The 21,864-nt window shown below is 70.9% G+C and carries 17 protein-coding genes and 1 tRNA gene; 8 read left to right on the top strand and 10 right to left on the bottom strand.

All coding sequences use genetic code 11. The annotated features are described in order from the left end of the window. The first annotated feature begins 1 nt into the window (after window position 1). From P3T37_RS10330 to P3T37_RS10320, 3 genes are read left to right on the top strand one after another with little or no spacing between them, the layout of a single operon-like run. Window positions 2-1,159, top strand: a complete 1,158-nt coding sequence (locus P3T37_RS10330) for a PE-PGRS family protein (protein WP_280723206.1) — start codon at window positions 2-4, stop codon at window positions 1,157-1,159. Continuing rightward, on the top strand, window positions 1,156-1,692 hold the full coding sequence (locus tag P3T37_RS10325; RefSeq protein ID WP_280723205.1) for a Pycsar system effector family protein: 537 nt from the start codon (window positions 1,156-1,158) through the stop codon (window positions 1,690-1,692). Before P3T37_RS10330 ends, P3T37_RS10325 begins: the two co-directional genes overlap by 4 nt. Window positions 1,693-1,746: 54 nt before the next feature. Next, window positions 1,747-2,928 carry a M48 family metalloprotease gene (locus P3T37_RS10320; RefSeq protein WP_280723204.1) on the top strand — a complete coding sequence of 394 codons (1,182 nt, stop codon included), beginning with the start codon at window positions 1,747-1,749 and terminating at the stop codon, window positions 2,926-2,928. A 60-nt stretch (window positions 2,929-2,988) separates the two neighbouring features. Here P3T37_RS10320 and P3T37_RS10315 read toward each other — a convergent pair whose 3' ends face one another. Beyond that, window positions 2,989-4,458: a S53 family peptidase gene (locus tag P3T37_RS10315; RefSeq protein WP_280723203.1), complete on the bottom strand. Its 1,470-nt coding sequence runs from the start codon at window positions 4,456-4,458 to the stop codon at window positions 2,989-2,991. A gap of 136 nt (window positions 4,459-4,594) precedes the next feature. After that, complete coding sequence (locus P3T37_RS10310) at window positions 4,595-5,665, bottom strand: AraC family transcriptional regulator (RefSeq protein ID WP_280723202.1); 1,071 nt, start codon at window positions 5,663-5,665, stop codon at window positions 4,595-4,597. A gap of 55 nt (window positions 5,666-5,720) precedes the next feature. On the opposite strand from P3T37_RS10310, the gene P3T37_RS10305 reads away from it, so the two are divergent. Next, complete coding sequence (locus P3T37_RS10305) at window positions 5,721-6,620, top strand: sterol desaturase family protein (protein WP_280723201.1); 900 nt, start codon at window positions 5,721-5,723, stop codon at window positions 6,618-6,620. Window positions 6,621-6,651: 31 nt separating this feature from the next. On the opposite strand, the gene P3T37_RS10300 is transcribed toward P3T37_RS10305, so the two are convergent. Together P3T37_RS10300 and sigJ are read right to left on the bottom strand one after the other, a co-directional pair. Further along, window positions 6,652-7,857, bottom strand: a complete 1,206-nt coding sequence (locus P3T37_RS10300; RefSeq protein ID WP_280723200.1) for an FAD-dependent oxidoreductase — start codon at window positions 7,855-7,857, stop codon at window positions 6,652-6,654. Between the two features lie 125 nt (window positions 7,858-7,982). After that, window positions 7,983-8,927 (bottom strand): RNA polymerase sigma factor SigJ, encoded by a 945-nt coding sequence (gene sigJ / locus P3T37_RS10295; RefSeq protein ID WP_280723199.1) that lies wholly within the window; start codon window positions 8,925-8,927, stop codon window positions 7,983-7,985. A gap of 103 nt (window positions 8,928-9,030) precedes the next feature. Here sigJ and P3T37_RS10290 point away from each other — a divergent pair, with 103 nt between their 5' ends. Then, window positions 9,031-9,711 carry an NAD(P)H-dependent oxidoreductase gene (locus P3T37_RS10290; RefSeq protein WP_280723198.1) on the top strand — a complete coding sequence of 227 codons (681 nt, stop codon included), beginning with the start codon at window positions 9,031-9,033 and terminating at the stop codon, window positions 9,709-9,711. A gap of 67 nt (window positions 9,712-9,778) precedes the next feature. Here P3T37_RS10290 and P3T37_RS10285 read toward each other — a convergent pair whose 3' ends face one another. Beyond that, the gene (locus P3T37_RS10285) at window positions 9,779-10,672 is read right to left on the bottom strand and encodes a helix-turn-helix transcriptional regulator (RefSeq protein ID WP_280723197.1); all 894 of its coding nucleotides are present in this window, start codon (window positions 10,670-10,672) and stop codon (window positions 9,779-9,781) included. 239 nt (window positions 10,673-10,911) lie between these two features. Here P3T37_RS10285 and P3T37_RS10280 point away from each other — a divergent pair, with 239 nt between their 5' ends. Continuing rightward, window positions 10,912-12,366, top strand: a complete 1,455-nt coding sequence (locus P3T37_RS10280; RefSeq protein WP_280723196.1) for an MFS transporter — start codon at window positions 10,912-10,914, stop codon at window positions 12,364-12,366. A gap of 336 nt (window positions 12,367-12,702) precedes the next feature. On the opposite strand, the gene P3T37_RS10275 is transcribed toward P3T37_RS10280, so the two are convergent. Further along, window positions 12,703-14,172, bottom strand: a complete 1,470-nt coding sequence (locus tag P3T37_RS10275; protein ID WP_280723195.1) for a hypothetical protein — start codon at window positions 14,170-14,172, stop codon at window positions 12,703-12,705. 66 nt (window positions 14,173-14,238) lie between these two features. Next, on the bottom strand, window positions 14,239-17,955 hold the full coding sequence (locus P3T37_RS10270; protein ID WP_280723194.1) for an ACP S-malonyltransferase: 3,717 nt from the start codon (window positions 17,953-17,955) through the stop codon (window positions 14,239-14,241). 344 nt (window positions 17,956-18,299) lie between these two features. Here P3T37_RS10270 and P3T37_RS10265 point away from each other — a divergent pair, with 344 nt between their 5' ends. Further along, entirely contained in the window at window positions 18,300-18,674 is a 375-nt protein-coding gene (locus P3T37_RS10265; protein WP_280723193.1) for a metalloregulator ArsR/SmtB family transcription factor, read from the top strand. Between the two features lie 143 nt (window positions 18,675-18,817). Here P3T37_RS10265 and P3T37_RS10260 read toward each other — a convergent pair whose 3' ends face one another. From P3T37_RS10260 to P3T37_RS10250, 3 genes are all read right to left on the bottom strand, one after another. After that, window positions 18,818-19,573, bottom strand: coding sequence for a response regulator transcription factor (locus P3T37_RS10260; RefSeq protein WP_348533228.1), 756 nt, complete (start codon window positions 19,571-19,573; stop codon window positions 18,818-18,820). A gap of 576 nt (window positions 19,574-20,149) precedes the next feature. Next, window positions 20,150-20,223, bottom strand: a tRNA-Pro gene (locus tag P3T37_RS10255). 100 nt (window positions 20,224-20,323) lie between these two features. Then, on the bottom strand, window positions 20,324-21,265 hold the full coding sequence (locus tag P3T37_RS10250; protein ID WP_280723192.1) for a metallophosphoesterase: 942 nt from the start codon (window positions 21,263-21,265) through the stop codon (window positions 20,324-20,326). 123 nt (window positions 21,266-21,388) lie between these two features. On the opposite strand from P3T37_RS10250, the gene P3T37_RS10245 reads away from it, so the two are divergent. Beyond that, window positions 21,389-21,844, top strand: a complete 456-nt coding sequence (locus tag P3T37_RS10245; protein WP_280723191.1) for a GatB/YqeY domain-containing protein — start codon at window positions 21,389-21,391, stop codon at window positions 21,842-21,844. The last annotated feature ends 20 nt before the right edge of the window (window positions 21,845-21,864 follow it).

Genomic DNA, 21,864 nt, shown 5'->3' with positions numbered 1-21,864 from the left:
GATGATGAACCCGCCACCCCAGTGGCAGCAGAACGCGAACCGCGACTCGCAGCTGGTCGACCCGGTCGTCACGATCCAGGGGCTCTCGCGTCTGAAGCCGCTGCGTTCCACCCGGGTTGACTACGCCCTGGTCTTCACCACCGCCCAGGGCGGCCTCGACACCTACCTCCCGCCCAGCCGCCCGAGCCGGACCGAGCTCGCCACCCGCCGGTGGACCAACGTCTACGAGGTGGACACGGGTCTGCACCAGGCCTATGCCGTTCTCGCGCTGCCCAGCAGCAACGACGCGTTCCTCTTCGAGGTCTCGCTGAGCTTCAGCTGGCAGGTGGTGGCCCCGGCGGCCTTCGTGGCCAGCGGAGAGCGCAACGTGCCTGCCATGGTGGAGCGTTGCGTCGACGGCCTGCTGCGGCCCGTGCTGCGCGGGTACGCGACCGAGGACAGCGCCATGGCGGAGAAGGTGGCGCAGGAGGTGCTGGCGGCGTACGGGCAACTGGGCGCGGCGGAGGGCCTCCAGGTGCGGTGCGGCATCCAGATCCGCCGGGACGAGGAGGCGCTGCGGCACGCGCGGGAGCTGCGCGAGATCGAGTTCGCCCGGCAGAAGCTCGACCCGCAGCACGCGCTGCTCATGCGGGAGGACGAACTGGCGGCCCAGCGGGCGCTGGCTCAGGGGCAGCAGGAGCACCGGATCGCCCTGCAGGGCCAGAACCTCAACCACGAGCGGCAGTTGATCCGTGGACAGCAGGAGATCGAGCTCCAGGAGATCGAGGCGAAGAAGATCGAGTACTACACGTACTACCTCGAGCGCGGCGGGCCGAGCGCGATGGCCTTCCACCTCGCGAGCCACCCCGAGGACACCCGGCTGATCATGGAGAACCTTCGGCAGGACCAACTCCTGGCCATACAGAATCAGTTGCAGGTGGCCATGCAGGCGCTCGGCGGCGGCCCCGGCGGCCTGGAGGAGCACCAGTTGGACGAGCCGCGCAGGCTGGCGGCGAACGTGATCAGGGAGGTCCTGAGCGCGAAACTCTCACCGGCGGCTCCCGCGAACGCGACTCCCGCGAACCCGGCTCCCGCGAACGCGACTCCCATCGACGCGGCGCCGGTGGACGCGGCTCCCTCCTTCGGCTACCGCATTCCGGCTCCGCAGGCCCCGCGTTGACGGCCGGGCAACCGGAGTCGGCCGCTCCGGCAGAGAGTCCCGACCTGGGCACGGCCGAACGCCTCCTCGCGGACCTGCGGCAGGAGGCGGCCCGGGCGGACGGCAAGGGCTCGGTCCTGGTGGGCGCCCAGGGGATGGCCGCCGCCGCCCTCGTCGGCGTGCTGACCGCGCGGGGCTGGGATCCAGGCGCGCTGACCGCTCCCGGACGGCTGATGTGGTGGACGGGCGCGGCCTGCTTCGTCGTGTCGCTCTGCGCGGTGCTGATGGCGGTGCTCCCGCGGTACCGGGCCCGCGCGTGGCAGCCCGGCATGCCCCTCACCCACTTCGCCGACATCCGCAGCGCAGCCGCCCACGGGACGACGGTCCTGGAGGAGGCGCTACGGGAGACCGAGCGCGCCCCGCTGCCCGCGATCCTCACCTCGCTCGGGGAGAACAGCCGGATCGTCGCCGGCAAGTACGGGTGGCTGCGGTTCGGCATGGCCTGCTTCACGGCTTCGCTCGTCCTGCTGCCGGCCTCCCTCCTGGTGGGCTGATCGACCCGCGGCGCTCGCCACCTCATGACACTCAGGATCAGGAGACGTACAGCCATGCCTGCCTCCGCCGACGCCCCGCCGCCGTACCCCGGCGAGGCACCGCCGCCCGCCTGTCCCGCCGGCGATCCGCCGCCCGCCTACCCGGGCACGCCATCGCCGAAGGCGCTGCCGCACCGTCCCCCCGTTCCCCCGCCACCGGCCCACCCTCCCCTGCTGCCTCCCCAGCCGCCTCCGCTGCGGGACGACCTGCCCCTGCAGTCCGGACGCACGTACCTCAAGGCCCGTCAGCGCGGCGCGGACGGGGCTGCCATCTCGCAGCTGGTGGTGACCCTGCCGACAGCACTGGTCAGCCTCGGCGTCGTGGCGACGGTCTTCTCGATGGTCAACCCGGTCCTCGGGCTGGTCGGGACCGTGCTGTGGCTGCTGTCCGGTGCCCTGGTGTTCCACCGGCCCACCGAGGCGGCCATCGCCCAGCACCTGCTGGCCATGCGCCGCCCGGATCCGGCGACCGCCCAGCGCCTGGCGGTGGTGTGGGAGGAGGTGACCCGCCGGGCCGGGGTCCGGCACGGGACGTACGAGCTGTGGATCGAGGAGCGCGACGAGCTGAACGCCACGGCGGCGGCCGGCCATATCGTCGGCGTGACCCGGCATGCGATGGACCGGCTGCCCAACTCCCAACTGGCCGCGATCCTCGCCCACGAGCTCGGTCACCACGTGGGCGGCCACACCTGGGCGGGCCTGCTCGCCCACTGGTACGCCCTGCCGGCCCGGATGCTGGGGCGGGTGCTCTTCGCGGGAGTCTCCGCTCTGATGCGCTCCAAGAGCGCGCCGGGCGTCGGCTGCGGAGGCTGCCTCATCCTGGTGATGGTGTCGTTCGTCGCCACGCTGACCTTCGAGCAGGGCATGTGGTGGCTGGTCGTTCCCGTCGCGGTCGCCCCGCTCTTCGTCGCCTGGCTGCACCGCCGCGCGGAGTTCCGGGCGGACGACTACGCGGCCGGCCTCGGCTTCGGCGAGGAGCTGACGGCGGTGCTCGCCCAGGAACACCGCAGCCGGACCACACCGGTCGCCTTCCCGAGCCCGCCGCCCAGCCCATGGCCGCATCCGCCCCAGCCCGGCGGGCCCTATTCCTACCCCGCACCCCCGGCATACGCCCCGCCACCGCCCCACGCGATGGTGACGCCGGCGGCCCACCGCGACCTGGAGGCCCGCCTCCAACGCCTGCACCGCAACCGGTGACCGCACCCGGGAGCCGCGCGGGGTGCACCGGAGTGCACCCCGCGGTGACAGTCGGCCCGGTCAGCCCGCGTGTACGGCGGCGACCAGGTCGGGCAGCAGCTTCGCCGCGTTCGGTGTGCCGAGGCCGGTGACCGGGTCCCACCCGGCTGTGGCGGGGTAGCCGGGCACGGTCGGGTCGGTCGTGTTGTTCCCGGTGGTGACGTCGTAGAAGTCCGACGCGTACTTGGCCGGGTCGGAGCCGATGCTGTAGAGCGCCGGGTTGATCAGTCCCAGTCCGCCGCCGCCGAGCTGGTCGGCGATGGCGACCAGCCCCGCCCACTGCGGGCAGGACAGCGAGGTACCGCCGATGTCGTACCAGCCCGCGCTGCACGGGGCGGAGCCGCACGTCAGGCCGCCCTGGCCGGACGGCGGCAGCGAGACGTAGACCAGCGCGCCCGTTCCCGAGGCGGCCTGTAGCGCGACGTCCGGCACGCCGCGCATCGCGCCGATCGGCGTGCTGCCGACGGGCAGATCGGCCTGGTAGTCGGGCTTGCCGAAGAACTGGCTGAAACCGCCCCCGGAGTTGGTCCAACCCACCTCCGACACACCGGGATTGGCCCCGCACTGGGCCGGCTTGTCAGCGCTGTCGGTCACCCGGGAGTCGGTGGCGGCCGGGTCCGTGCAGAGGTACGTACCTCCGACGCCGGTCACCAGCGGGTCGGAGGCGGGCCACCCGACCGACGGGTAGGGCAGCGTCGTGCCGCCCTGCTTCACCGGTGTCTTGGTGCTGCCCGCGCTGCCGCTGTCGCCGGACGAGCTGAGGACGGTGACGCCGTTCTGGGCAGCCGACTTGAAGGCGTGCCGCAGCTGCTCCACCGACTGCGCGCTGCCGAAGGCGCCCTCGTCCGAACTGAAGGACTGTGAGATCACGGTGGCGAGATGGTTGTCCACGACGTACTGCTCGGCGGACATCATCTGGGGGAGACCCTGAACACCGAGCGTCTCGGAGGTCGGTGTGCTCACCAGCAGGATGTTGGCGCCGGGCGCCATCGCGTGCGCGGTCTCCACGTCGAGGGCGACCTCCAACGCCCAGCCGCTCTTGTCCTCCTGCCCGGTGCCCTGGCCGGTGGGCGGCGGTGCGACGGTCGCCGGGGAACCCTGAAGATGCAGCTCACTGAAGGTCGGCATGCCCGGCGCACAGGTGACGCCCTCCTCACCGCACATCGCCGCCACGCCGAGGCCCTGATCGAAGACGTGCAGGTCATGGGCCATGGTGTCGCTGCCGTACGAGTCGACGACGGCGATCGTCTGCCCCCGGCCGTCGTTCCCGGCGGCGTAGAGCGGGCCCAGGTCGTAGGCGGCGCGGATGCCCTGCGGCGAGAAGCAGCGACGGCCCGCCGAAGCGCACTGAGCCGCTGTCGGGGGTGTCTCACCCGTGGTGAGCTGGGTGTACTCGGCGACCGTCGGGTGGACCGCTGGATAGTGGGCGGCCGAAGCGGTGCCGCTCGGAGCGGAGAGCAGACCGGTGCCGGCGAGAGCGAGCGTGCTCACTCCTGCAACCAGCCAGCGACGTGCGGTGGAAGCCGTCAAGACAGTCCTCCTCGTAGGGTGGTAAGGGGACTTGCTCTGCCCGACCCGGGCCGCCGCGGCGCGTCCATCCGCCTGACGGCTGCGGGCCGCGGCGAGTCTAGGGGCGGACGTCCGTCCGATCAACGGGTGCCACAGGAATGCGCTTGCGGCTCTCTCCGGCGGCTCGGCGGTACGCCGAGGGGGTCAGGCCCGTCCACCTGCGCACAGCGCGGGTGAGGGCTGCCGGAGTGGCGAAACCCACCCGTCTCGCGATGGCGGTCACCGGCAGCCCGGTCGGCTCGGGCTCGGCCAACAGGGCCAGCGCACGGTCCCGTTGCACAGCCTCCACCAGGCTGGAGAACGAGCACCCTTCCTCCTGGAGGCGCAACTGGAGCGTGCGGCGGCCCACCGCCATCGCCCGTGCCACGTCCGCCAGCCGCGGCGGGCCGTCCGCCCCCACGTCCTCCTGCAGGCCCGCCCGGACTGCCGCCGACCAAGGTGTGCGGTTCAGCGCGAGTTGCCGCTGTGCATAGGGGGCCAGCATCGCCAGCACCGCCGGATCGGCCTGCCGCACCCGCGCGCGCAGAGCGGCCGGCCCGAACACGCAGACGTCCGTCGGCTGTCCGAACACCACCGGGCCGAGCGCGCGGTGGTACGCCGCCGGCCGCATGGGTTCGGGCCGCCGCAGCAGGACCTGGTCCGGTCCCGCGCTCTCCCCGGCGAGTCGACGAACTGTGCGGCACAGCATGGCGAAGCAGGCGTCCACGGTATCCGGATGTGCCGCACCGTCGTCCAGGGCCCGGATGCCCACCGAAACCGTGGCGGGCCCACTGCCGGCGGGGCGCTCCCGTACGACCAGCTCGTTGCGGCCGACCAGGGGATGGAAGCGCGCCAGGCTGCCCAGCATCGCGGCGATGTCGGGGCTGTTGGCGAGGATCGGCGCCAGCACCCCGCCGAGCGCGGTGGTCTCGGCCGACTCGGCGAACGCCAGCCCAGGGTGTGCCACACCGGCCAGCTGAATCGCGTCCCAGAGCGGTGCGAGCCAGTCGGCCTGCGCTCGGTCATCCGTCGTTCCGAGGCCCAGCAGTGACGCTCCCCGCGCGAGGGCGTACACCCGCAACTCCGCCTCCACCAGGTCGGTGCTGTTCGGGCTGCCCTGGTCGTTGTCCCGGGATGCGCGGGAAGGCAAAAGCGGTACGCCCAAGGGAAAGCACGCCTCTCGGGTCAGCTGCGAAGTTGGCGGCATGGAACTCGACACACCGGCACGGCCGATTCTGACCTACGGTACCTACCCCCTGCTGGCGACGGCCACGGCCGCGGTCACCTGGGCAGCCGTCACCCACCGCCTGGCGATCTCCCGGGACGCGGCTCTCGCTCTGCTGACCATCGGCACCATCGCCATCGCCTTCACCGTGGAGCGGGTCAACCCGCTGCTGGACCGCTGGCGGATGACCCGGGACAGCTTCGTCGGCCGCGACCTGCCCTTCATCGGACTGGCCTTCGTGGTCGAGCAGGTCGCGACCATGGGCGTCTCCCTCGTCGCGGCCCGTTTCGTCCCGGACGGCGGGTTCGGGCCGCTCGCCGGGGTCCCGCTCCTCGTCCAGGCCCTGGTGGTCCTGCTGGCGCTCGACCTGCTCTGGTACGCCTACCACCGGGCCGCCCACACCGTCCCCCGGCTGTGGCGGGCCCACGGAGTGCACCACTCGCCGTCCCAGCTGTACGTCCTCATGCACCCGGTCTTCCACCCGATCGACCTGCTGGTCTCCCGGTTCGTGATCTCCCTGCTGGTCTTCCGGTTCAGCGGCGCGACCCCTGACGCCGCATTCCTGGCCCTGGTGGTGCTGAACCTTCAGCAGACGATCAGTCATATCAACTCCGACCTCCGCACCGGGCCGCTCAACTACCTGCTGATCGGCGCCGAGACTCACCGGTGGCACCACGGTGCCGGCGAGCGGGCCAACTACGGCTCGGCGCTGGCGGTCTGGGACATCGCCTTCCGCACCTTCGTGTACGAGCCCACCCGGGTGCCGGACCGCCTCGGGCTCGACGACCCGGCGTCCTACCCCGACCCGCGCCGCTTCCACGCCACCCTCGCCTGGCCGCTCCGGCGGGCCGGCGCTGCGACGCCGGCACCGGGCAAGTGATCGCTCTTCTCCGACGCCCCAGGGGGCGGGGTCAGGCCGCGGTCGCCTCCACACCTGCGCGGCTTCGGGTCTCCTGCCGCACGGTACGCCGGCGCCGGGACGGCATGCCCGCGGTCGGGTTGGCGACGCCCCAGGCCGCGCCCTTGCAGATCAGTTCCTTGTAGAGGGCGGCCACGCGGCCCGTGAGGGCGCTGTCCTTCGCTCGGTCGTCGGCGGTGACGAACTGGATCAGGCCCTCCTTGCGACCGAGCGAGATGCACTGCTGAAAGTAGCGGATGGTGACGCTGGGGACCTTGGTGTCGGTGAGGCGGGCGGCGATGGCGTCGGCGGCCTGCCAGGCCATGGGAACACCCGAGGCGCAGGACATCCGGAGGGGCTTGTCGTTCGGGCCCGTCGCCATCGCCGCGTCGCCCACGGCGTACACGTCCGGGTGGGAGACCGAGCGCATCGTGGAGTCGACCACGATCTGGCCGCGGTCGGTGAGCTCCAGGGTGGTGGCCTGGGCGATCGGGTGGACGGCGAAGCCGGTGGTCCAGACGGTGACCTCGGCGGGGATGGTCGTGCCGTCGTCCGCCGTCACGCCGTCCGCCTCCACGGCGGTGACTGCCGTGTGTTCGTGGACCCTGATGCCGAGTTCGTCGACCACCTTCCTGAGGTGGGCGCGACCCTTCTCCGAGAGCCAGTCACCGAGAGCGCCGCGAGCCGCCAGGGCGACATCGAGGTCCGGGCGCGTCTCGGCGATCTCGGTCGCGGCCTCCAGGCCGGTCAGGCCGCCGCCGACCACGACCACCGGCCGACCGGTGTCCAGGGCAGCCAGGCGCTCGCGCAGGCGGAGGGCTCCGGGGCGGCTGGAGATCTCGTGGGCGTGTTCGCCGGTGCCGGGTACGCCCTCGTCGTTCCAGCCGCTACCGAGGGCGTAGACCAGCGTGTCGTACTCCAGTTCCTCCCGCGCGGGGCCGCCCACGATGCTGACCGTCACCGTCCTGCGGTCCACGTCCACGGCGGTGACCTTCGCGAGCTTCAGTTCCACGCCCGTGCCCGCGAACATCTCGCTGAACGGCCTGGGCACGAGGTCCTGGCCGGCCGCGAGCTGGTGCAGCCGGACACGCTCGACGAAGTCGGGCTCGGGGTTGACGAGGGTGATGGCGACGTCTTCGCGGTGCAGCCGCTTGGCGAGGCGGCCGGCGGCGACGGCTCCGGTGTAGCCGGCTCCGAGGACGACGATGCGGTGCTGCATGTGCCTGCTCCTGTCTGCGCGGGGTCCGCCGTTGTCTTGCGCGGTTTCGCCCCTTGAACCGGGCAGCCCGGCGTTTCCTGACAGGATCGGGATGTGAAGCACGTCACAGCTTGTGTCGTATCGGATCAGAGGGTGCAGAGCGGGGAATCCCCGTGGTCCGCGGCGGCCCACTGCTCGGTCGCGCGCACGAGCTTGTCGGGGTTGACCTGGCTGCGAACGGCGGCGATGCCCTCCGCGGTGACCTCCAGGCAGGTGATCCCGACGACCCGGCCGTCCACGACCGCCACGATGGCCGGTTCGCCGTTCGCGGTCGTGGCGTGGATCTCGGCCGCGCCGCCGACATAGGCCCGCTTGGCCTCGCTGGGCTTGAACAGGCCGCGCAGGAACTTGGCGACCGCGAGCGCTCCCTCGAACGCCTTCGCGCGGGCCGGGACCTTCCCACCGCCGTCGCCGACCGAGACGGCGTCCTGAGTGAGCAGGCGCACGAGCGGTTCGGTACGGCCGCTGGTCGCCGCGGCCAGGAACTCCTCGACGATCCTGCGGGCGGTGGCCTCGTCGATCTCGGTGCGCGTCCGGCCGTCCGCGACGTGCTTCTTGGCCCGGTGGTAGATCTGCTGGCTGGCGGCCTCGGTGATGTCCAGGATCCCGGCGATCTCCCGGTGCGGGTAGTCGAAGGCCTCACGCAGCACGTACACCGCCCGCTCGTTGGGCGACAGGCGCTCCAGCAGGACGAGGACGGCGTACGACACCGACTCGCGCTGCTCCAGGGTGTCGGCCGGGCCGAGCATCGGGTCCCCGCCGAGCAGCGGCTCGGGGAGCCACCTCCCCACGTACGTCTCACGCCGGGCGCGTGCCGAAGTGAGCTGATTGAGGCAGAAGTTGGTGAGGACCTTGGTCAGCCAGGCCTCGGGCACCTCGAGTCGCCCGACATCGGTCGCCTGCCAGCGCAGGAACGTCTCCTGCACGGCGTCCTCCGCCTCACCCGCCGAGCCGAGCAGCCGGTAGGCGATTGCCTCCAGCCGGGGCCTGGCAGCCTCGAACCGGTCCACGTCGCTCATGCTCAGGGCCATGCCCGCGGATCCTACTCGCCCCGGCGGCGGAGCGGCAGGCGCGACAGCGCTCCCCTGATCCGCAACAGATTGACGTATCGCGGTATATCGATACGATTTCCCCATGCCCACCTTCGACGCCGCTCCAACGGCTCTGATCGTTCACGCCCACCCCGAGCCCCGCTCGTTCAACTCCGCCCAGATGGCGGTGGCCGCACAGGCCCTCCGCGACGCGGGCTACCAGGTCGATGTCGTCGACCTGTACGCCTCCGACTGGGCCCCGGTCCTCGCGGCGGCGGAGTTCGCCCCGCTGGGCGGGCAGGTGTTCAAGCCGCAGGCGGAGCAGATGCGTGCGGTGCGGGACGGGACGCTGGACGAGGCGGTGAAGGAGCAGGTCGACAAGGTGCTCGCCGCCGACCTCCTGGTGCTGTCGTTTCCGCTCTGGTGGTTCTCGCTGCCGGCCGTCCTCAAGGGGTGGGTCGACCGGGTGTTCGTGATGGGTGCCCTGTTCGGCGGGGAGCACGGGTTCTTCGACGCCGCCGCGCTGGCCGGGAAGCACGCGGTGCTGCTGTTCACGACCGGCGGGTCCCACGAGATGTTCCAGCCGGGTGGGGCCTTCGGACCGCAGGACGAGTTCCTGTTCCACATCCACCGCGGGATGCTGGAGTTCGTCGGCTACCAGGTGCTCGACCCGGTGGTCAGCTACGGGCCCGCCCACCTGGACGACGAGGCGCGGGCGGTGGCGCTGGAGGAGGTCCGGAAGGCCGTCACGGTCACGGCGGAGAACGCCAGGCCGAGCCGGTGAGCCGTCGGCCGGGCGGGCGTCGGACGGTGTCCGGCGCCCGCCCGGCCGTTCGGACCGGCCGTTCGGATCAGCGTGCCGCCGGGGCGGTGATGCGGCGCTCCTCGACCACCGGAGCGGCCGCGCTACCCAGGAGGCGCAGAGCGGCCTCCGAGGGGGAGCCGGGCTCGGCGGTGTAGGCGATCAGGCGCTGGCCCTCGGTGCCGGGGATGACGAGGTTGTCGAAGCTGAGCTCCATCGCGCCGACCTCGGGGTGGCGCAGCTGCTTTACGCCGGAGGTGCAGGTGCGCACCGGGTGCTGGGCCCAACGGGAGGCGAACTCGGCGGAGTTCATCGAGAGCCGGCCGACCAGCTCGGCCAGGGCCCGGTCGTCGGGGTGCCGGCCGGCGACCAGGCGCAGGGCGGCCACGGCGAGCTCGGCCTGCTCGTGCCAGTTGGTGTAGAGCTTCCGGTACTGCTCGTCCAGGAAGAGCATCCAGGTCAGGTTGGGGCGGGCGCCGGGGGTGTCCGGGCTCTCGAACGGCAGGTGTCCGGCGAGCAGCGCGTGGCCCAGGCGGTTCCAGGCGAGGACGTCGTTGTGCCGGTCCATGATGATGCCAGGTACCTCGGTCATGGCCGTCAGCAACTGCCGGGCGGAGGCGCTGACGTAGGTCACCCGGGGCGGGGCGGGGCGGGAGGTCGCGGTAGCCGGGCGGGCGAGGTCCTTCAGGTAGGCGGTCTCGTCCTCGGTGAGGCGCAGGGTGCGTGCGATCGCCTCCAGCAGGCCGTCGGAGACGCTGGTGGCGCGGCCCTGTTCGAGGCGGGTGTAGTGGGTGATGCTGATGCTGGAGAGCGTCGCCAGTTCCTCGCGCCGCAGCCCGGAGACGCGGCGGCGGGTCGGCTGCGGGGTGATGCCGACCTCCTCGGGGCGCAGCGCCGCACGGCGCGACTTGAGGAAGTCTCCCAACTCGGACGAGGCGTTCATCCATGCCTCCAGTTCGGCGGATTGCGATGGGCTGCTTGGCCACTGACCTCCCATCATGCCCGTCGGCACCGGGCGCCGGAAGCCGCGAGGGTAGTCCTGCGATGACTACCCTCGCACTGGCTGTGCAAGACAGGGTTCTGGCTCGGGACCCCGGAGTGGACCAGCCTTTTCCCGTCAACCGCACGCGACGCGACCAAGAGCGCCGCGTGTCAGGACCACGAGGAAAGGGACACGACGTCATGTCAGTCACTGAGACAGAGGTGGCCGGCGCCGCGTCCGGCAGTGCCGCCGGCGCGGCACCGGCTGTGCTCACGCCCCGGCTCCGGCTGGTGCTGGTGCTGCTGCTCGCGACACAGTTCATGCTGGCCGTGGACTTCGCCATCCTGAACGTGGCGCTGCCCGCGATCGGCAGCAGCCTGAAATTCTCGCTGGCGAACCTGCAGTGGATCGCCACCTCCTTCGCGCTGTGCGCGGCGGGCTTCACCCTGTTCTTCGGCAGGGTCGCCGACCTGTTCGGCCGCCGGCGGCTGTTCCTGGGCGGTCTCGTGGTTCTGGGTGCCGCCTCCGCCCTGGGTGGTCTGGCACAGAACTCGGAGATGCTGATCGTGGCCCGCGTCCTCCAGGGCCTGGCCACCGCCGCGGTGACACCTGCCGGCCTCTCGCTGATGACGACCTCGTTCCCGGAGGGCCCGCTGCGCCAGAAGGCCCTCGGCCTCAACGGGGCGCTGATGTCCACCGGGTTCACCACCGGCGCCATCCTCGGCGGTGTGCTGACCGACCTGCTGTCGTGGCGGTGGGCGTTCTTCATCAACGTGCCGGTCGTGATCGCCGTGCTGATCATGGCCCCGACGGTCATCAAGGAGTCCCGGCCCGACGAGCGCCCCAAGCTGGACGTGCCCGGCGCCATCACCGTCACGCTCGGCCTGCTGGCCATCATCTTCGGTCTCACCCAGGCCGGTGAGAAGGGCTGGGGCTCGGCGACCACCCTGCTGTCGCTGGCGGCCGGTGCGGTGCTGATGCTGGTGTTCTACGCCGTCGAGCGCAAGGTGGCCGCGCCCCTGGTGCCGCTCAGCGTGCTCGGCAAGCGGTCGGTGGCCTGGGGCAACGTGGCCGGCCTGATCGCGTTCCTCACCGAGTGCTCCCTGGTCTTCCCGCTGACCCTCTACCTGCAGAACGTGCTCGGCTTCTCGCCGCTCGCCGCCGGTCTCTCCTTCGGTGTCCTCGGCCTGGGCACGGTCACCGGTGGCGTCACGGCCTCGAAGGTGATCGGGAAGCTCGGCAGCAAGCAGACGCTGATCGTGGGCGGCATCCTGCAGACCGTGTTCACCGCGGCCCTGATCGGCCTCGGCGACGACCGCGCCTGGCTGTGGCTGATGCTCGGGGCCAGCTTCGTCGGCGGCGTCGGCAACATGCTCGTCATCGTGGGCTTCATGGTCACCGCCACCTCGGGTCTCGCCGACCACGAGCAGGGTCTGGCCACCGGCCTCGCCACCATGACCCAGCAGGTCGGCATCACCATGGGCACCCCGATCATGAGTGCCGTCGTCACGACCGCCGCGGCGGGAGCCGGCGCCTCGGCCATGCTCGGCGGTCTGCGGGTCGCCATCGCGGTGAACGCGGCCATCGTGCTCCTCGGCCTCCTCACCAGCGCCCTGTTCCTGCGCAGCGACCGGGCGCCCGCGCCGACGGCGTAGTCGCACGGTGGCGGACGGTGGACGGTGCGAGCCCGACCACCGGAGGCGGCTCCCCGCCCGTACCGGGACGCGATGCGTCCCGGTACGGGCGTTTTCCGGCCCGGTGGCCGGACGGAGTCCGCCGGCGCCCCGGCGCCCGGCGCGAGGACCGCAACGGAGAGCAGGCAGCAGGCAGCAGGCAGCAGTAGGAAGCAGGAAGCCCGAGAGCCTGCCACACGCAGTGCGTGGCAGGCTCTCGGGCCGACCCGCTTCCGGGGGAAGAAGCGGAGTCACGTTGCCGGTCTGGCGCCGTCACCCGGGTGACGGACCGTCAACGCTCCCAGCATTACTGGGAAGTCAGGCATCGAAGGGGAACACGAAGCGCTCGAACAGCTCGGTCTCGCCGGCGTCGGCGCCGCGCATCCGCAGCGCGAAACTGACGAGCGAGTGGTCGAGCATCGAGATCCGGTCGCCCTCCTCCTTGGCGCCCTCGGAGATGTTCTCCACGACCCAGGTCATGGCCGAGAGCCCGTCGTAGCGCTCCCGGGGGGTGAAGAGCAGCTCTGAGGCGCCGATCTCCCCGAGGATGTTGAGCACGTAGCTGACCGGGAAGGCGCGGTTGGCCCGGTTGTCCGCGGTGCTGTCCAGGTCGACGAAGGAGTCGGCCAGGCGCTCCAGCGCCGCGTCCGGGATCAGGTCCATCCGGCCGGTCATCATCGAGAGTTCGATGATGTACGGGTAGGCGTTGCCCCTGGGCGAGTAGTTCTCGCCGGGGTCGACGATGTCCAGGACCGCCGCGACGTCCCGCAGGAAGGCGTCCAGCTCGGGCAGTTGGTCCGCGAGGCGGCCCAGGTTGTGCAGGGCGATGACGTAGTACTGCGACATGTGCACCCGGGTGGTCCAGGGGATCTGGCCCATCAGGGACCTGGCCTCGGCCAGCGCGTCGATCGGACGCGTCAGGTACTCCGGCCGGCCGCACATGGCGACGGCGTTGAGCATGGTCAGCAGCGGGTAGACCTTCTTCCACGGGATCGGCATCGGGTTGGGGAAGTCGGGCCAGTTCCCCACCTCGTCGGCCCGCGTCAGGTACTCGAGGACCTCCTGCATGAAGTCGCGCTCGCCGTCGAAGATGTGCTCGGTGTAGCCGAGCAGTGCGATCACGGACATCAGCATGCCGCCCACGCGCCCGCAGAAGTACGGAACGGGGAAGCCGTCCAGCAGGTCCAGCGCCTCGACGACGTGGTTGCGCTCGGGGGTGACCAGGCGCTCGCGCAGGCCCAGCTGCCCCAGGGCGAGGAAGACCGTGCAGTAGGCGGAGACCCGCTCGTACTCGCCGTGCCGCCCCTGGTTCTCGTCCTCGATCTGGTCCGGTGCGATCTCGTCGATCATGCCGAGGACCTCGGCCGGGAAGTCCAGTCCCTGGTTGACCAGGAGCGACAGGTCGAGTCCGAGCTTGGCGAACGCGTCCATCAGGATGCTTCCGGCGGTGACCCGGTAGTAGGGGTTGGGCACGGCCCGGGCGGAGTCCAGCAGCGGGCCCACGGCCGGCTCGATCCAGGCCCGGTCGCGGCCGGGCTCGGCGACCTTCAGGATGAACTCCGTCAACTCGCGGGAGAACAGGGTGTATCCGTCGGACGGCGAGACCTTCGCCGCGAGCCGGTCGAAGGTGTCGCGGAGGTGCCCGGCGACGCTGGGGTCGAAGTCGACGGGGTACTGGCCGAGGCCGATCCCGCGGAGCATCCGGCTCCACGGGGTCGCGATCATCCGGGACTCCTTGGGCAGGTCGCCCAGCCCGGAGACGGGAAGGGAGCGCGGAACGGCGTTCATGTGTGCGGTCCTCCAGTAGGGACGGTCGTGCGTGTGGCCCAGGTCGGTGCCGAGCACCGAACGGCTTCACGGGGTGGTGGTCAGGTGGGGCAGCGGGGGCACCGGGAGGCCCAGGAACTCGGTCCTGCTGCCCTCCAGCAGTTGCAGGGCCCAGTTCAGCCACTTGATGCCCTCGCAGTAGATCGCCACGGGGCGGCGCTGGGTCTGGTAGCTGTCGACGAGGGTGCCGTCCAGCTCCTTCTGGAAGTGGAAGGGGGGCATGGCCGTGAAGTGCTGGCCCATCATGAACACGAAGCGGACCAGCCAGTACGGGTCGTCCCGCAGGTAGGTCGACTCGGGGTCGTCGAGGCCCAGCGCGGCCGTCATGACGGAAGCGAAGTAGTCCTCCATGCCCTGCGGGGCCTCGGTGTTGACGCCGCTCCCGGCCGCGGTGACGTCCCGCACCCGGTAGGCCCGCTGGTACGGGTTGTCCTTCAGGAACGCGATGTCGACGCTCGGGGTCCTGCCCTCGGCAACGTCCACGGTCATGGTGAACTGCTCGAAGTGGATCTCGTCGTAGTGGCCGATGGAGTTGTGCCACGGCTTGTTGTCGTACATCGCGTCGTCGCGGGTGTCCCGGCCGTCGCTCTTGAAGCCGATGGCCCGGGGGTCGAGGAACCTGATCCCCAGGGCGGCGGCGGTGATGGCGTCCAGCGCCGCGTCCACCTCCTGCTGCGGGGCCCCGGACTCGATCAACCGCTGGGCGTGCCGCAGGGGCTCACTGTTGGTGATCTTGATGTTCTCGGTATTGGTGTCGCCCATCACGAGGGAGTGGAAGGCCGGTTCGAGGACCATCGCGAACTCCGGGGTCCCGCGGAATCTCCTCAGCAGGGCCGAGTGGTTCAGGTAGCAGACGCCGTTGACGAGGATCCGCTCGGTGTCGAGGAGTTGGGCGCCGAAGGTGTGCGGGGCCGTGCGGCGGCACAGGTCCAGGCGGTCCTCGATCTTCGTGAAGTAGGAGGTGTCGAGCGTCTCGCCGGGTGCCGGCACCCGGCCGATGCTGTGCACCTCGCTGTTGAGCACCCGGATGATCTGCTCGTAGAGCCGGGCGACCACGGCGGGCGGCGGGACCTGCTTCTCGACGTACCGGCTGACCTCCTCCCCCGCCAGGTAGCTCATCTCGTAGATGACCTCCCGGTCGACCGTGCGGTCACCGGTCCGCAGGTGGGCGGGCACGGGGATCTCGCGCTCCAGGACGGAGAAGACCTCGGGGAAGTAGTCGCGGACCGGCTCGGGCAGGGCGGCGAGGAACTCGGCCTGCTTCCTGGCCTTCGTGAACGGCGGGAGCATCACGCCGTGCCCGTCCGGGTTCCAGCGCGCGGTGGTCAGGGCCTCGCTGAGGACCTTCCGGACCGTGATGTGCCGCTCCCCCTCCTTCCGCACGAAGACGGTCATGGACTCGCTGCCGCCCTGTCCGAAGCCGACGATCGTCTCGTCCGCGTTGACGTAGGCGCAGACCGTGCTGGCGAGGACCCGGCGGCCGCGCGCGTTGGCCAGGACCCGCTCGTTCTCCCCGGTCAGGGCGAGGACGCAGGCGAACTCGAACTCGTCGAGCGCCGGGTTCACCCGCTGCTTCCAGGCCTCGGCCGGCTCGGTGACGGCGACGATGCGGGTGGCGTACGGCCCGGTGTCGACGTCGGTCACGGCCGGCGCCGAACCGAGCGCGATGATCTGGCAGTTGCCGTTGAGGTGGATCGGCCGGACCGGGTTGTCGAGGGCGGTCCCCCGCAGGACGGCACGGGTGGCGTCCGCCAGGTCCTTGCGCGACTGGATCGGCACGCCCTCGGGGGAGACGAGGGGGATGTCCGCCGCAGTGAGGCCGTCCAGGATCCGGTCCGCCACGCCGGCGCGCGTGTGCTCGGCGCTCAGGGTGACCGCGTCGGCCAGGGAGACGGCTCCGGAGACGGCCAGGGCCGCCAGCCAGCCCGCGACGTCGTTGCCCTCGAGGTAGTGGTCACTCTGCGCGAGCAGTGCGGGCCGGTGCTGGGCGAGGGCGTTGAACAGCAGGTACTGGTGGACGATGCGATGCCCCGCGGGGTGGAGGTCGCCGTCGAGGTGCAGGCCGCCGAGCATCCGCTCGTGGCTCTCGGTCGCCGTCGGCTGGGTCCGCAGCAGTGTCCTGGTCCGTCGGGCCAGGGCCGCGTCGTCGGGGTGGGACGGTGCGCCGAAGTGGAAGGCGAGGACCTCCGGGCGCTCGGTGTCGAACGTCCGCGTGCCGATGCCGCCGTTCGCGTCACGCACCGAGAGTTCCAGGTAGGCCCGGCCTGGTGTCGCGGACTCCTCGGCGGTGATCCGTTTCTTCGTCCGCGCCCTGACGACGAGTTCGCTCCGGTCGAGGGCGATGTGCGCGCGGTGGTTCCGGGTGTGCTGGAAGGTCTCCAGGAGCCGGTGGAACGCGGGCGAGCCCGCGCTGCCCGGGCGCAGCATCTCCGTGGTGATGACCCGCCCGAGGGTGCGGGAGAAGTAGTCGTCGCAGAAGTCGTTCTCGGCGGAGAGGCGGAACAGCTCGCGCAGGAGATGGTGGTCCTCGCGGGTCAACTCCTCGCCCGAGCCGTGCAGTTCCTGCAGTCGGGAGAGCAGCGCGCTCACCACGTTGACGGCGCTGAGGAACCGGGTGGTGTCCTTGTGGCTCCCGGTGTAGGCCGTGACGGGGGCGGCGACGTCGTTGTCCCGCAGCAGCTTGACGGACTTCTCCCCCAGCCCCAGCTCCATCACCAGGTCCAGGTCGAGGCTGTTGAGGCTCTCGCAGGTGTCGCTGGAGGACATCACCCGGTCGGTCATGGCCAGGACCCCCTGGCGGACGGCGGCCCCGGTGGTCAGCAGCGACATGTCGTGGTTCGACACCACGGGGACGCGCGGGCCGGTGAAGCTGATCCGGTGGACCTCGATGAACCGCTCCAGCGCCTCCCGGGCGGGACGCATCCGCGCGGAGTGGGCCAGGAAGACGGTCGGTTCCTTCAGTTCCCAGCTGGTGGCGCCCGGGACGGCGGCCACGAACGCGTCGAACCCCGCCTTGGCGCCGGGGCGCACGTACAGGTTGGCCTGCGTCGGCGCGTAGGTCTTGTGGAGTTCGACGTCCGCGAGCGGGAACGTCTCCCGGATGACGTTCAGGACCGCCGCGAGGGCGTCCGGACTCTCCGTCCTGACGGCGACGACATGGTAGGGCTCACCGATCAGCGGATTCCGCCGGACGGAATCGTCGAGATAGCGGGACACCTCCCGGCCGAAAGCCTCGTCGGTGTCCTGCGGGCCGGCCGCCTGGAGCATGAGCGGGGTGAATACCCGGGCGATCCTGACGCCGTCGAAAACGGACAGGGAGCCGCTGGCCACCGCGGCCGTCAGGACACCGAAACTCTCGCCGGTGTAGGTGACGAAACCGACCGGGGCACCGCTCCGCGCGATCCGGTCGCGGAGGTAGGCGTCCAGCGCGAGGCTGTGCACCAGCAGGGACGCCCCGATGAAGCCCTGCCGTTCCAGCGCACCCTCCGGGAGGTTCTCGGGTTCGGGGAGGAGCAGGTCAGGGCGGTCGGGAACGCCCAGGGCACGGGCGGCTTCGTGGTAGATGCCGGTGACTTCGTGGACGCCGGAGTCGAGAAGCTCGCGGCCGAGGCCCCGGTAGAAGGACCGGCTGCCCAGCCCGGGGAAGAAGCCGGCCGCCCGGACGCGGTCCTTCGCGCCGGGGACGTCCTCGACGAGCGCGGGTCGTGCGGAAACGGCCGGGGCGGAGCGGGTGGGGGACGTCATAAGGGACAGAGAGCGGGGCACGATCATCGCCTCTCGGAAATCTTCTCGGCGCCGACATCACACGCTCGCCATTGGGCGCGGAATATTTTTGTCCGTCAGTTCGACAAGAAGTCTTTCCGTTTCCCCGGACCTGCTTCAACACGCTCCGGTACAGGCTTCGACAAGTCTCTACGGGCCTCCGTGAGGAAATGTCAGGGAATTTCAAAGACGTCTGGACAGTGCGGGTGTGCGGGTCCAGCTGCTGCAGGGTGCCGCGCTCGGCTCGCGAGCGGCTCGCACGGCCGCAACACATCGCTTATCCTCGATGTGACCACAGGTGGCTACGCGTCGGCACGGGAAGGCTCATGACGACACACGACAGACCCGCGACAGGCGACCTCACGCCCCTGCTGGAACCGCTCAAGGCGCTGGCGAACCCCGTGCGGCTCCAGGTGCTCCAGTGGCTGCGCGAACCGGAGCAGCACTTCCCGGTCGAGCCCGCTGTCACCGACCCCCGCGAGGTCGGCGTCTGCGTCAGCCACATCCAGGCCAAGACCGGGCTCGCGCAGTCCACCGTCTCCGCGTACATGGCGGTGCTCGAACGCGCGGGTCTCGTGCGGTCCACCCGGGTCGGCAAGTGGACCCACTACCGGCGTGACGAGGAGCGCATCGCCTCGTTCGCCGCGGATCTCGAACGGGAGATCGGGCGGTCACCGACGACGGACCTCCTGCGCCGATGAGGACGGGCCCGGGGCTGCGTCCGCGACCCGGGCCCGTCCGTCACCCGTGTACCGGCGCGCCGCGGGCGGCGCCCGCCGGGATCTCCGTTCCGGAAGGCCGGAAACACTGGAATTCGTCCGCGCCGTTTTCCACCGGCCCGGTTTCACGCATGTGCCGGGAGATCGGCCGACGCTTCTCCGATCCGAAAACCGACGCCGCGCACCGTGACTATCCAACGGCTCGATCCGAGCTTGTTCCGCAAACTGCTGACGTGCGTGTCGATGGTGCGGCCACGACTCGACCACTCGTCGTCCCAGACGCGGCTGAGCAACTGGCGCCGGGACAGGGTGGCGCCCGGCTGGGAGGCCAGCTGGTACAGCAGGTCGAACTCCTTCGGGGTGAGGTCCACCCGCCTTCCGGCCACCCGGAGTTCGCGCGCTCCGGTGTCGATCCGCAGCGGACCGTGGGTCAGCACCCGTGCCGACCGAGGCTCGGGCATGACCCGGCGCAGCACCGCCTCCATCCGCGCCAGCAGTTCCCGCAGGCCGTAGGGCTTGACGAGGCAGTCGTCGGCCCCCGCCTGTAACGCGAGCACGCAGTCGAGTTCGGCCCTGCTCGCGGTCGTGCAGATGACCGGGACATCGCCGGCCGCTCGAATCCGGCGACACACTTCCAAGCCGTCCAGATCGGGCAGGCCGAGGTCCAGGAGGACCATGTCGACGCCGCTCTGGGCCCGCAGTGCCTCGACCCCGGTGGACACGCTGCGGGCCACATACCCGTGTCTGTGCAGTTCCTGCGTCAGATCGTCGGCGGCGGCGGTGTGGTTCTCGACGACGAGAACCTGCAGTGCCTGTCCGTCCTCCGCTGGTTGCCCTGCTCCGCCGTACGGTCTCGCCAGATCCATGACCTGTCGATTCACCCCATGCTCCTTCCCCCGAAGGTGCGACCAAAGAAAAACGAGCGCGCCAAACGCTCCGTAGGGAATCTAACAGGCGGACTTGTCGGTATGTCAATCATCAACAGCATCGGACGATCAGGCTGTAGGCGCGGAGGGTACTCATGAAATGACCTGTTTAGAACTCGTCACAGGATCATGAGGACAGGTTATTGAGGCGACGCCAGCAGATTGGTCCGCAGGTGAGCGAGACGAAGGCGTTGTGGAGGGAGGCGTCCACCCAGGGGCGCGTCCAGTCGATCAATCCGGCCGCGTTCAACTCGGTCAGGAGTATGCAATGGAGGGCCTCGAACACCCCAGCCTCCCCGCAGGGACCTGCGGGAGGGGATCCGCACGGTCATGCGAGGACGAGGCGTTCCGCCGGCGCATCCACGAGCCAGGGCCGTTGCGCCCATGACGCGCCTTACGGCCCGCCCGCCGCGCAGGGTGCGGCAGAGCCCGTCCGGGACTTTTCTCCAGGATTTCTCCAGAGCGGCCCCCGACAAGCAGTCAGGGCCGGTGTCCTGTGAAGGACACCGGCCCTGAGCTGGTGTTACTGGGTCGGGGTGGCGGGATTTGAACCCACGGCCTCTTCGTCCCGAACGAAGCGCGCTACCAAGCTGCGCCACACCCCGGTCCTGCGGTTTGTTGCTCTGTTTCCTTCGCAACGAGTAGAACTCTACCCGACGCAGGTCAGGAGACGAAATCCGTTCCTGCGCGGGTGGGGGAGAGGCGTCAGGGGCGGGGGGTGAGGGTGAGGAGGGTGGCCTCGGGGGGGCAGGCGAAGCGGACGGGGGTGTAGCGGTTGGTGCCGCAGCCGGCGGAGACGTGCAGGTAGGCCTCGCGGCCGCCGGCGCGGTGGGTGGAGAGGCCCTTGACGCGCTTGGTGTCCAGGTCGCAGTTGGTCACCAGGGCGCCGTAGAAGGGGATGCAGAGCTGGCCGCCGTGGGTGTGGCCGGCGAGGACCAGGGGGTAGCCGTCGGCGGTGAAGGCGTCCAGGCTGCGCAGGTAGGGGGCGTGGACGATGCCGATCGACAGGTCGGCGTCGGCTGACGGGCCGCCGGATACCTCGGCGTAGCGGTCGCGGCGGATGTGCGGGTCGTCCAGGCCGGTGAACTCGACGTCCAGGCCGTTCAGGGGCAGCCGGCCGCGGGTGTTGGTGAGGTCCAGCCAGCCGGCGGCGTCGAAGCCGTCGCGGAGCTTCTCCCACGGGTTGTGGATCGCGCCGGTGATGCCGTGGCGGCCGGTGCCGTCGGCGTTGTTGAGGCCGTGGTTTCCGCTGGCCAGGGCCTTGAGGTAGCGGGTCGGGCTCTTCGGGGTCGGGCCGTAGTAGTCGTTGGAGCCGAAGACGTAGACGCCCGGGAACTCCATCAGCGGGCCGAGCGCGTCCAGGGCGGCCGGCACGGCGAGCGGGTCGGAGAGGTTGTCGCCGGTGTTCACCACCAGGTCGGGGCGCAGCCCGGCCAGGCTCTGCAGCCAGCGCTGCTTCTTCCGCTGCCCGACGACCATGTGGATGTCGGAGACCTGGAGTACCCGGACCGGCTTGGCCCCCTTGGGCAGGACGGCGGCCTGCACCCGGCGCAGCCGGAAGGAGCGGACCTCGTACCCGAGGGAGTAGGTGAGGCAGGCGGCGCCGGTCGCGGCGATTCCGAGCGGAACGGAGTACAGCTTTCGCATCGTCCCATCGTCGCAGACCGTGGCACGGCGGGTGTACGCCCCCTGACACGCCGGGAGCGTGCGCCGGGCGGGGCGGGGGTTAATCGGGGGCGGTCGGTGGGTGCAGGTGCAAGACTCGGCTGCATGACAACGCTCAAGGAGCGGCTGCGGGATGACCTGACGGCCGCGATCAAGGCTCGGGACGAGCTGCGCTCGTCCACCATTCGGCTGACCCTGGCCGCCGTCACCGGAGCGGAGACGGCGGGGAAGGTGAAGCGAGAGCTTTCGGACAACGAGGTGCTGCAGGTCGTCCGCGGGGAGGCGAAGAAGCGGCTGGATGCCGCCACCGCCTTCGAGGCCGCCGGCCGGACCGAGTCCGCGGCGCGCGAGCGGGCCGAGGGCGTGGTGCTGGCGGAGTACCTGCCGACGCAGCTCAGCGACGAGGAGTTGGCGGCGATCGTCGCCGCGGCCGTCGCCGAGAGCGGGGCGAGCGGTCCGCAGGCGATGGGCGCCGTGATGAAGATCGTCCGTCCGAAGGTGGACGGCCTCGCGGAGGGCGGCCGGGTGGCCGCCGCGGTGAAGTCGGCCCTGCAGAAGTAGTCCGAAGAGAAGTAGTCCGA

This window comes from Kitasatospora sp. MAA4 (assembly GCF_029893355.1).
Classification (GTDB): Bacteria; Actinomycetota; Actinomycetes; order Streptomycetales; family Streptomycetaceae; genus Kitasatospora.
This window is presented reverse-complemented; position numbering and strand designations above follow the sequence as displayed.

What these genes read in the sequence shown, in the direction of transcription:
- P3T37_RS10330 (WP_280723206.1), top strand. Translation starts at nt 2, where the DNA reads ATGATGAACCCGCCACCCCAGTGGCAGCAGAACGCGAACCGCGACTCG.
- P3T37_RS10320 (WP_280723204.1), top strand. Translation starts at nt 1,747, where the DNA reads ATGCCTGCCTCCGCCGACGCCCCGCCGCCGTACCCCGGCGAGGCACCG.
- P3T37_RS10305 (WP_280723201.1), top strand. Translation starts at nt 5,721, where the DNA reads ATGGAACTCGACACACCGGCACGGCCGATTCTGACCTACGGTACCTAC.
- P3T37_RS10300 (WP_280723200.1), bottom strand. Translation starts at nt 7,857, where the DNA reads ATGCAGCACCGCATCGTCGTCCTCGGAGCCGGCTACACCGGAGCCGTC.
- sigJ (WP_280723199.1), bottom strand. Translation starts at nt 8,927, where the DNA reads ATGGCCCTGAGCATGAGCGACGTGGACCGGTTCGAGGCTGCCAGGCCC.
- P3T37_RS10290 (WP_280723198.1), top strand. Translation starts at nt 9,031, where the DNA reads ATGCCCACCTTCGACGCCGCTCCAACGGCTCTGATCGTTCACGCCCAC.
- P3T37_RS10285 (WP_280723197.1), bottom strand. Translation starts at nt 10,672, where the DNA reads ATGAACGCCTCGTCCGAGTTGGGAGACTTCCTCAAGTCGCGCCGTGCG.
- P3T37_RS10280 (WP_280723196.1), top strand. Translation starts at nt 10,912, where the DNA reads ATGTCAGTCACTGAGACAGAGGTGGCCGGCGCCGCGTCCGGCAGTGCC.
- P3T37_RS10275 (WP_280723195.1), bottom strand. Translation starts at nt 14,172, where the DNA reads ATGAACGCCGTTCCGCGCTCCCTTCCCGTCTCCGGGCTGGGCGACCTG.
- P3T37_RS10270 (WP_280723194.1), bottom strand. Translation starts at nt 17,955, where the DNA reads ATGACGTCCCCCACCCGCTCCGCCCCGGCCGTTTCCGCACGACCCGCG.
- P3T37_RS10265 (WP_280723193.1), top strand. Translation starts at nt 18,300, where the DNA reads ATGACGACACACGACAGACCCGCGACAGGCGACCTCACGCCCCTGCTG.
- P3T37_RS10250 (WP_280723192.1), bottom strand. Translation starts at nt 21,265, where the DNA reads ATGCGAAAGCTGTACTCCGTTCCGCTCGGAATCGCCGCGACCGGCGCC.
- P3T37_RS10245 (WP_280723191.1), top strand. Translation starts at nt 21,389, where the DNA reads ATGACAACGCTCAAGGAGCGGCTGCGGGATGACCTGACGGCCGCGATC.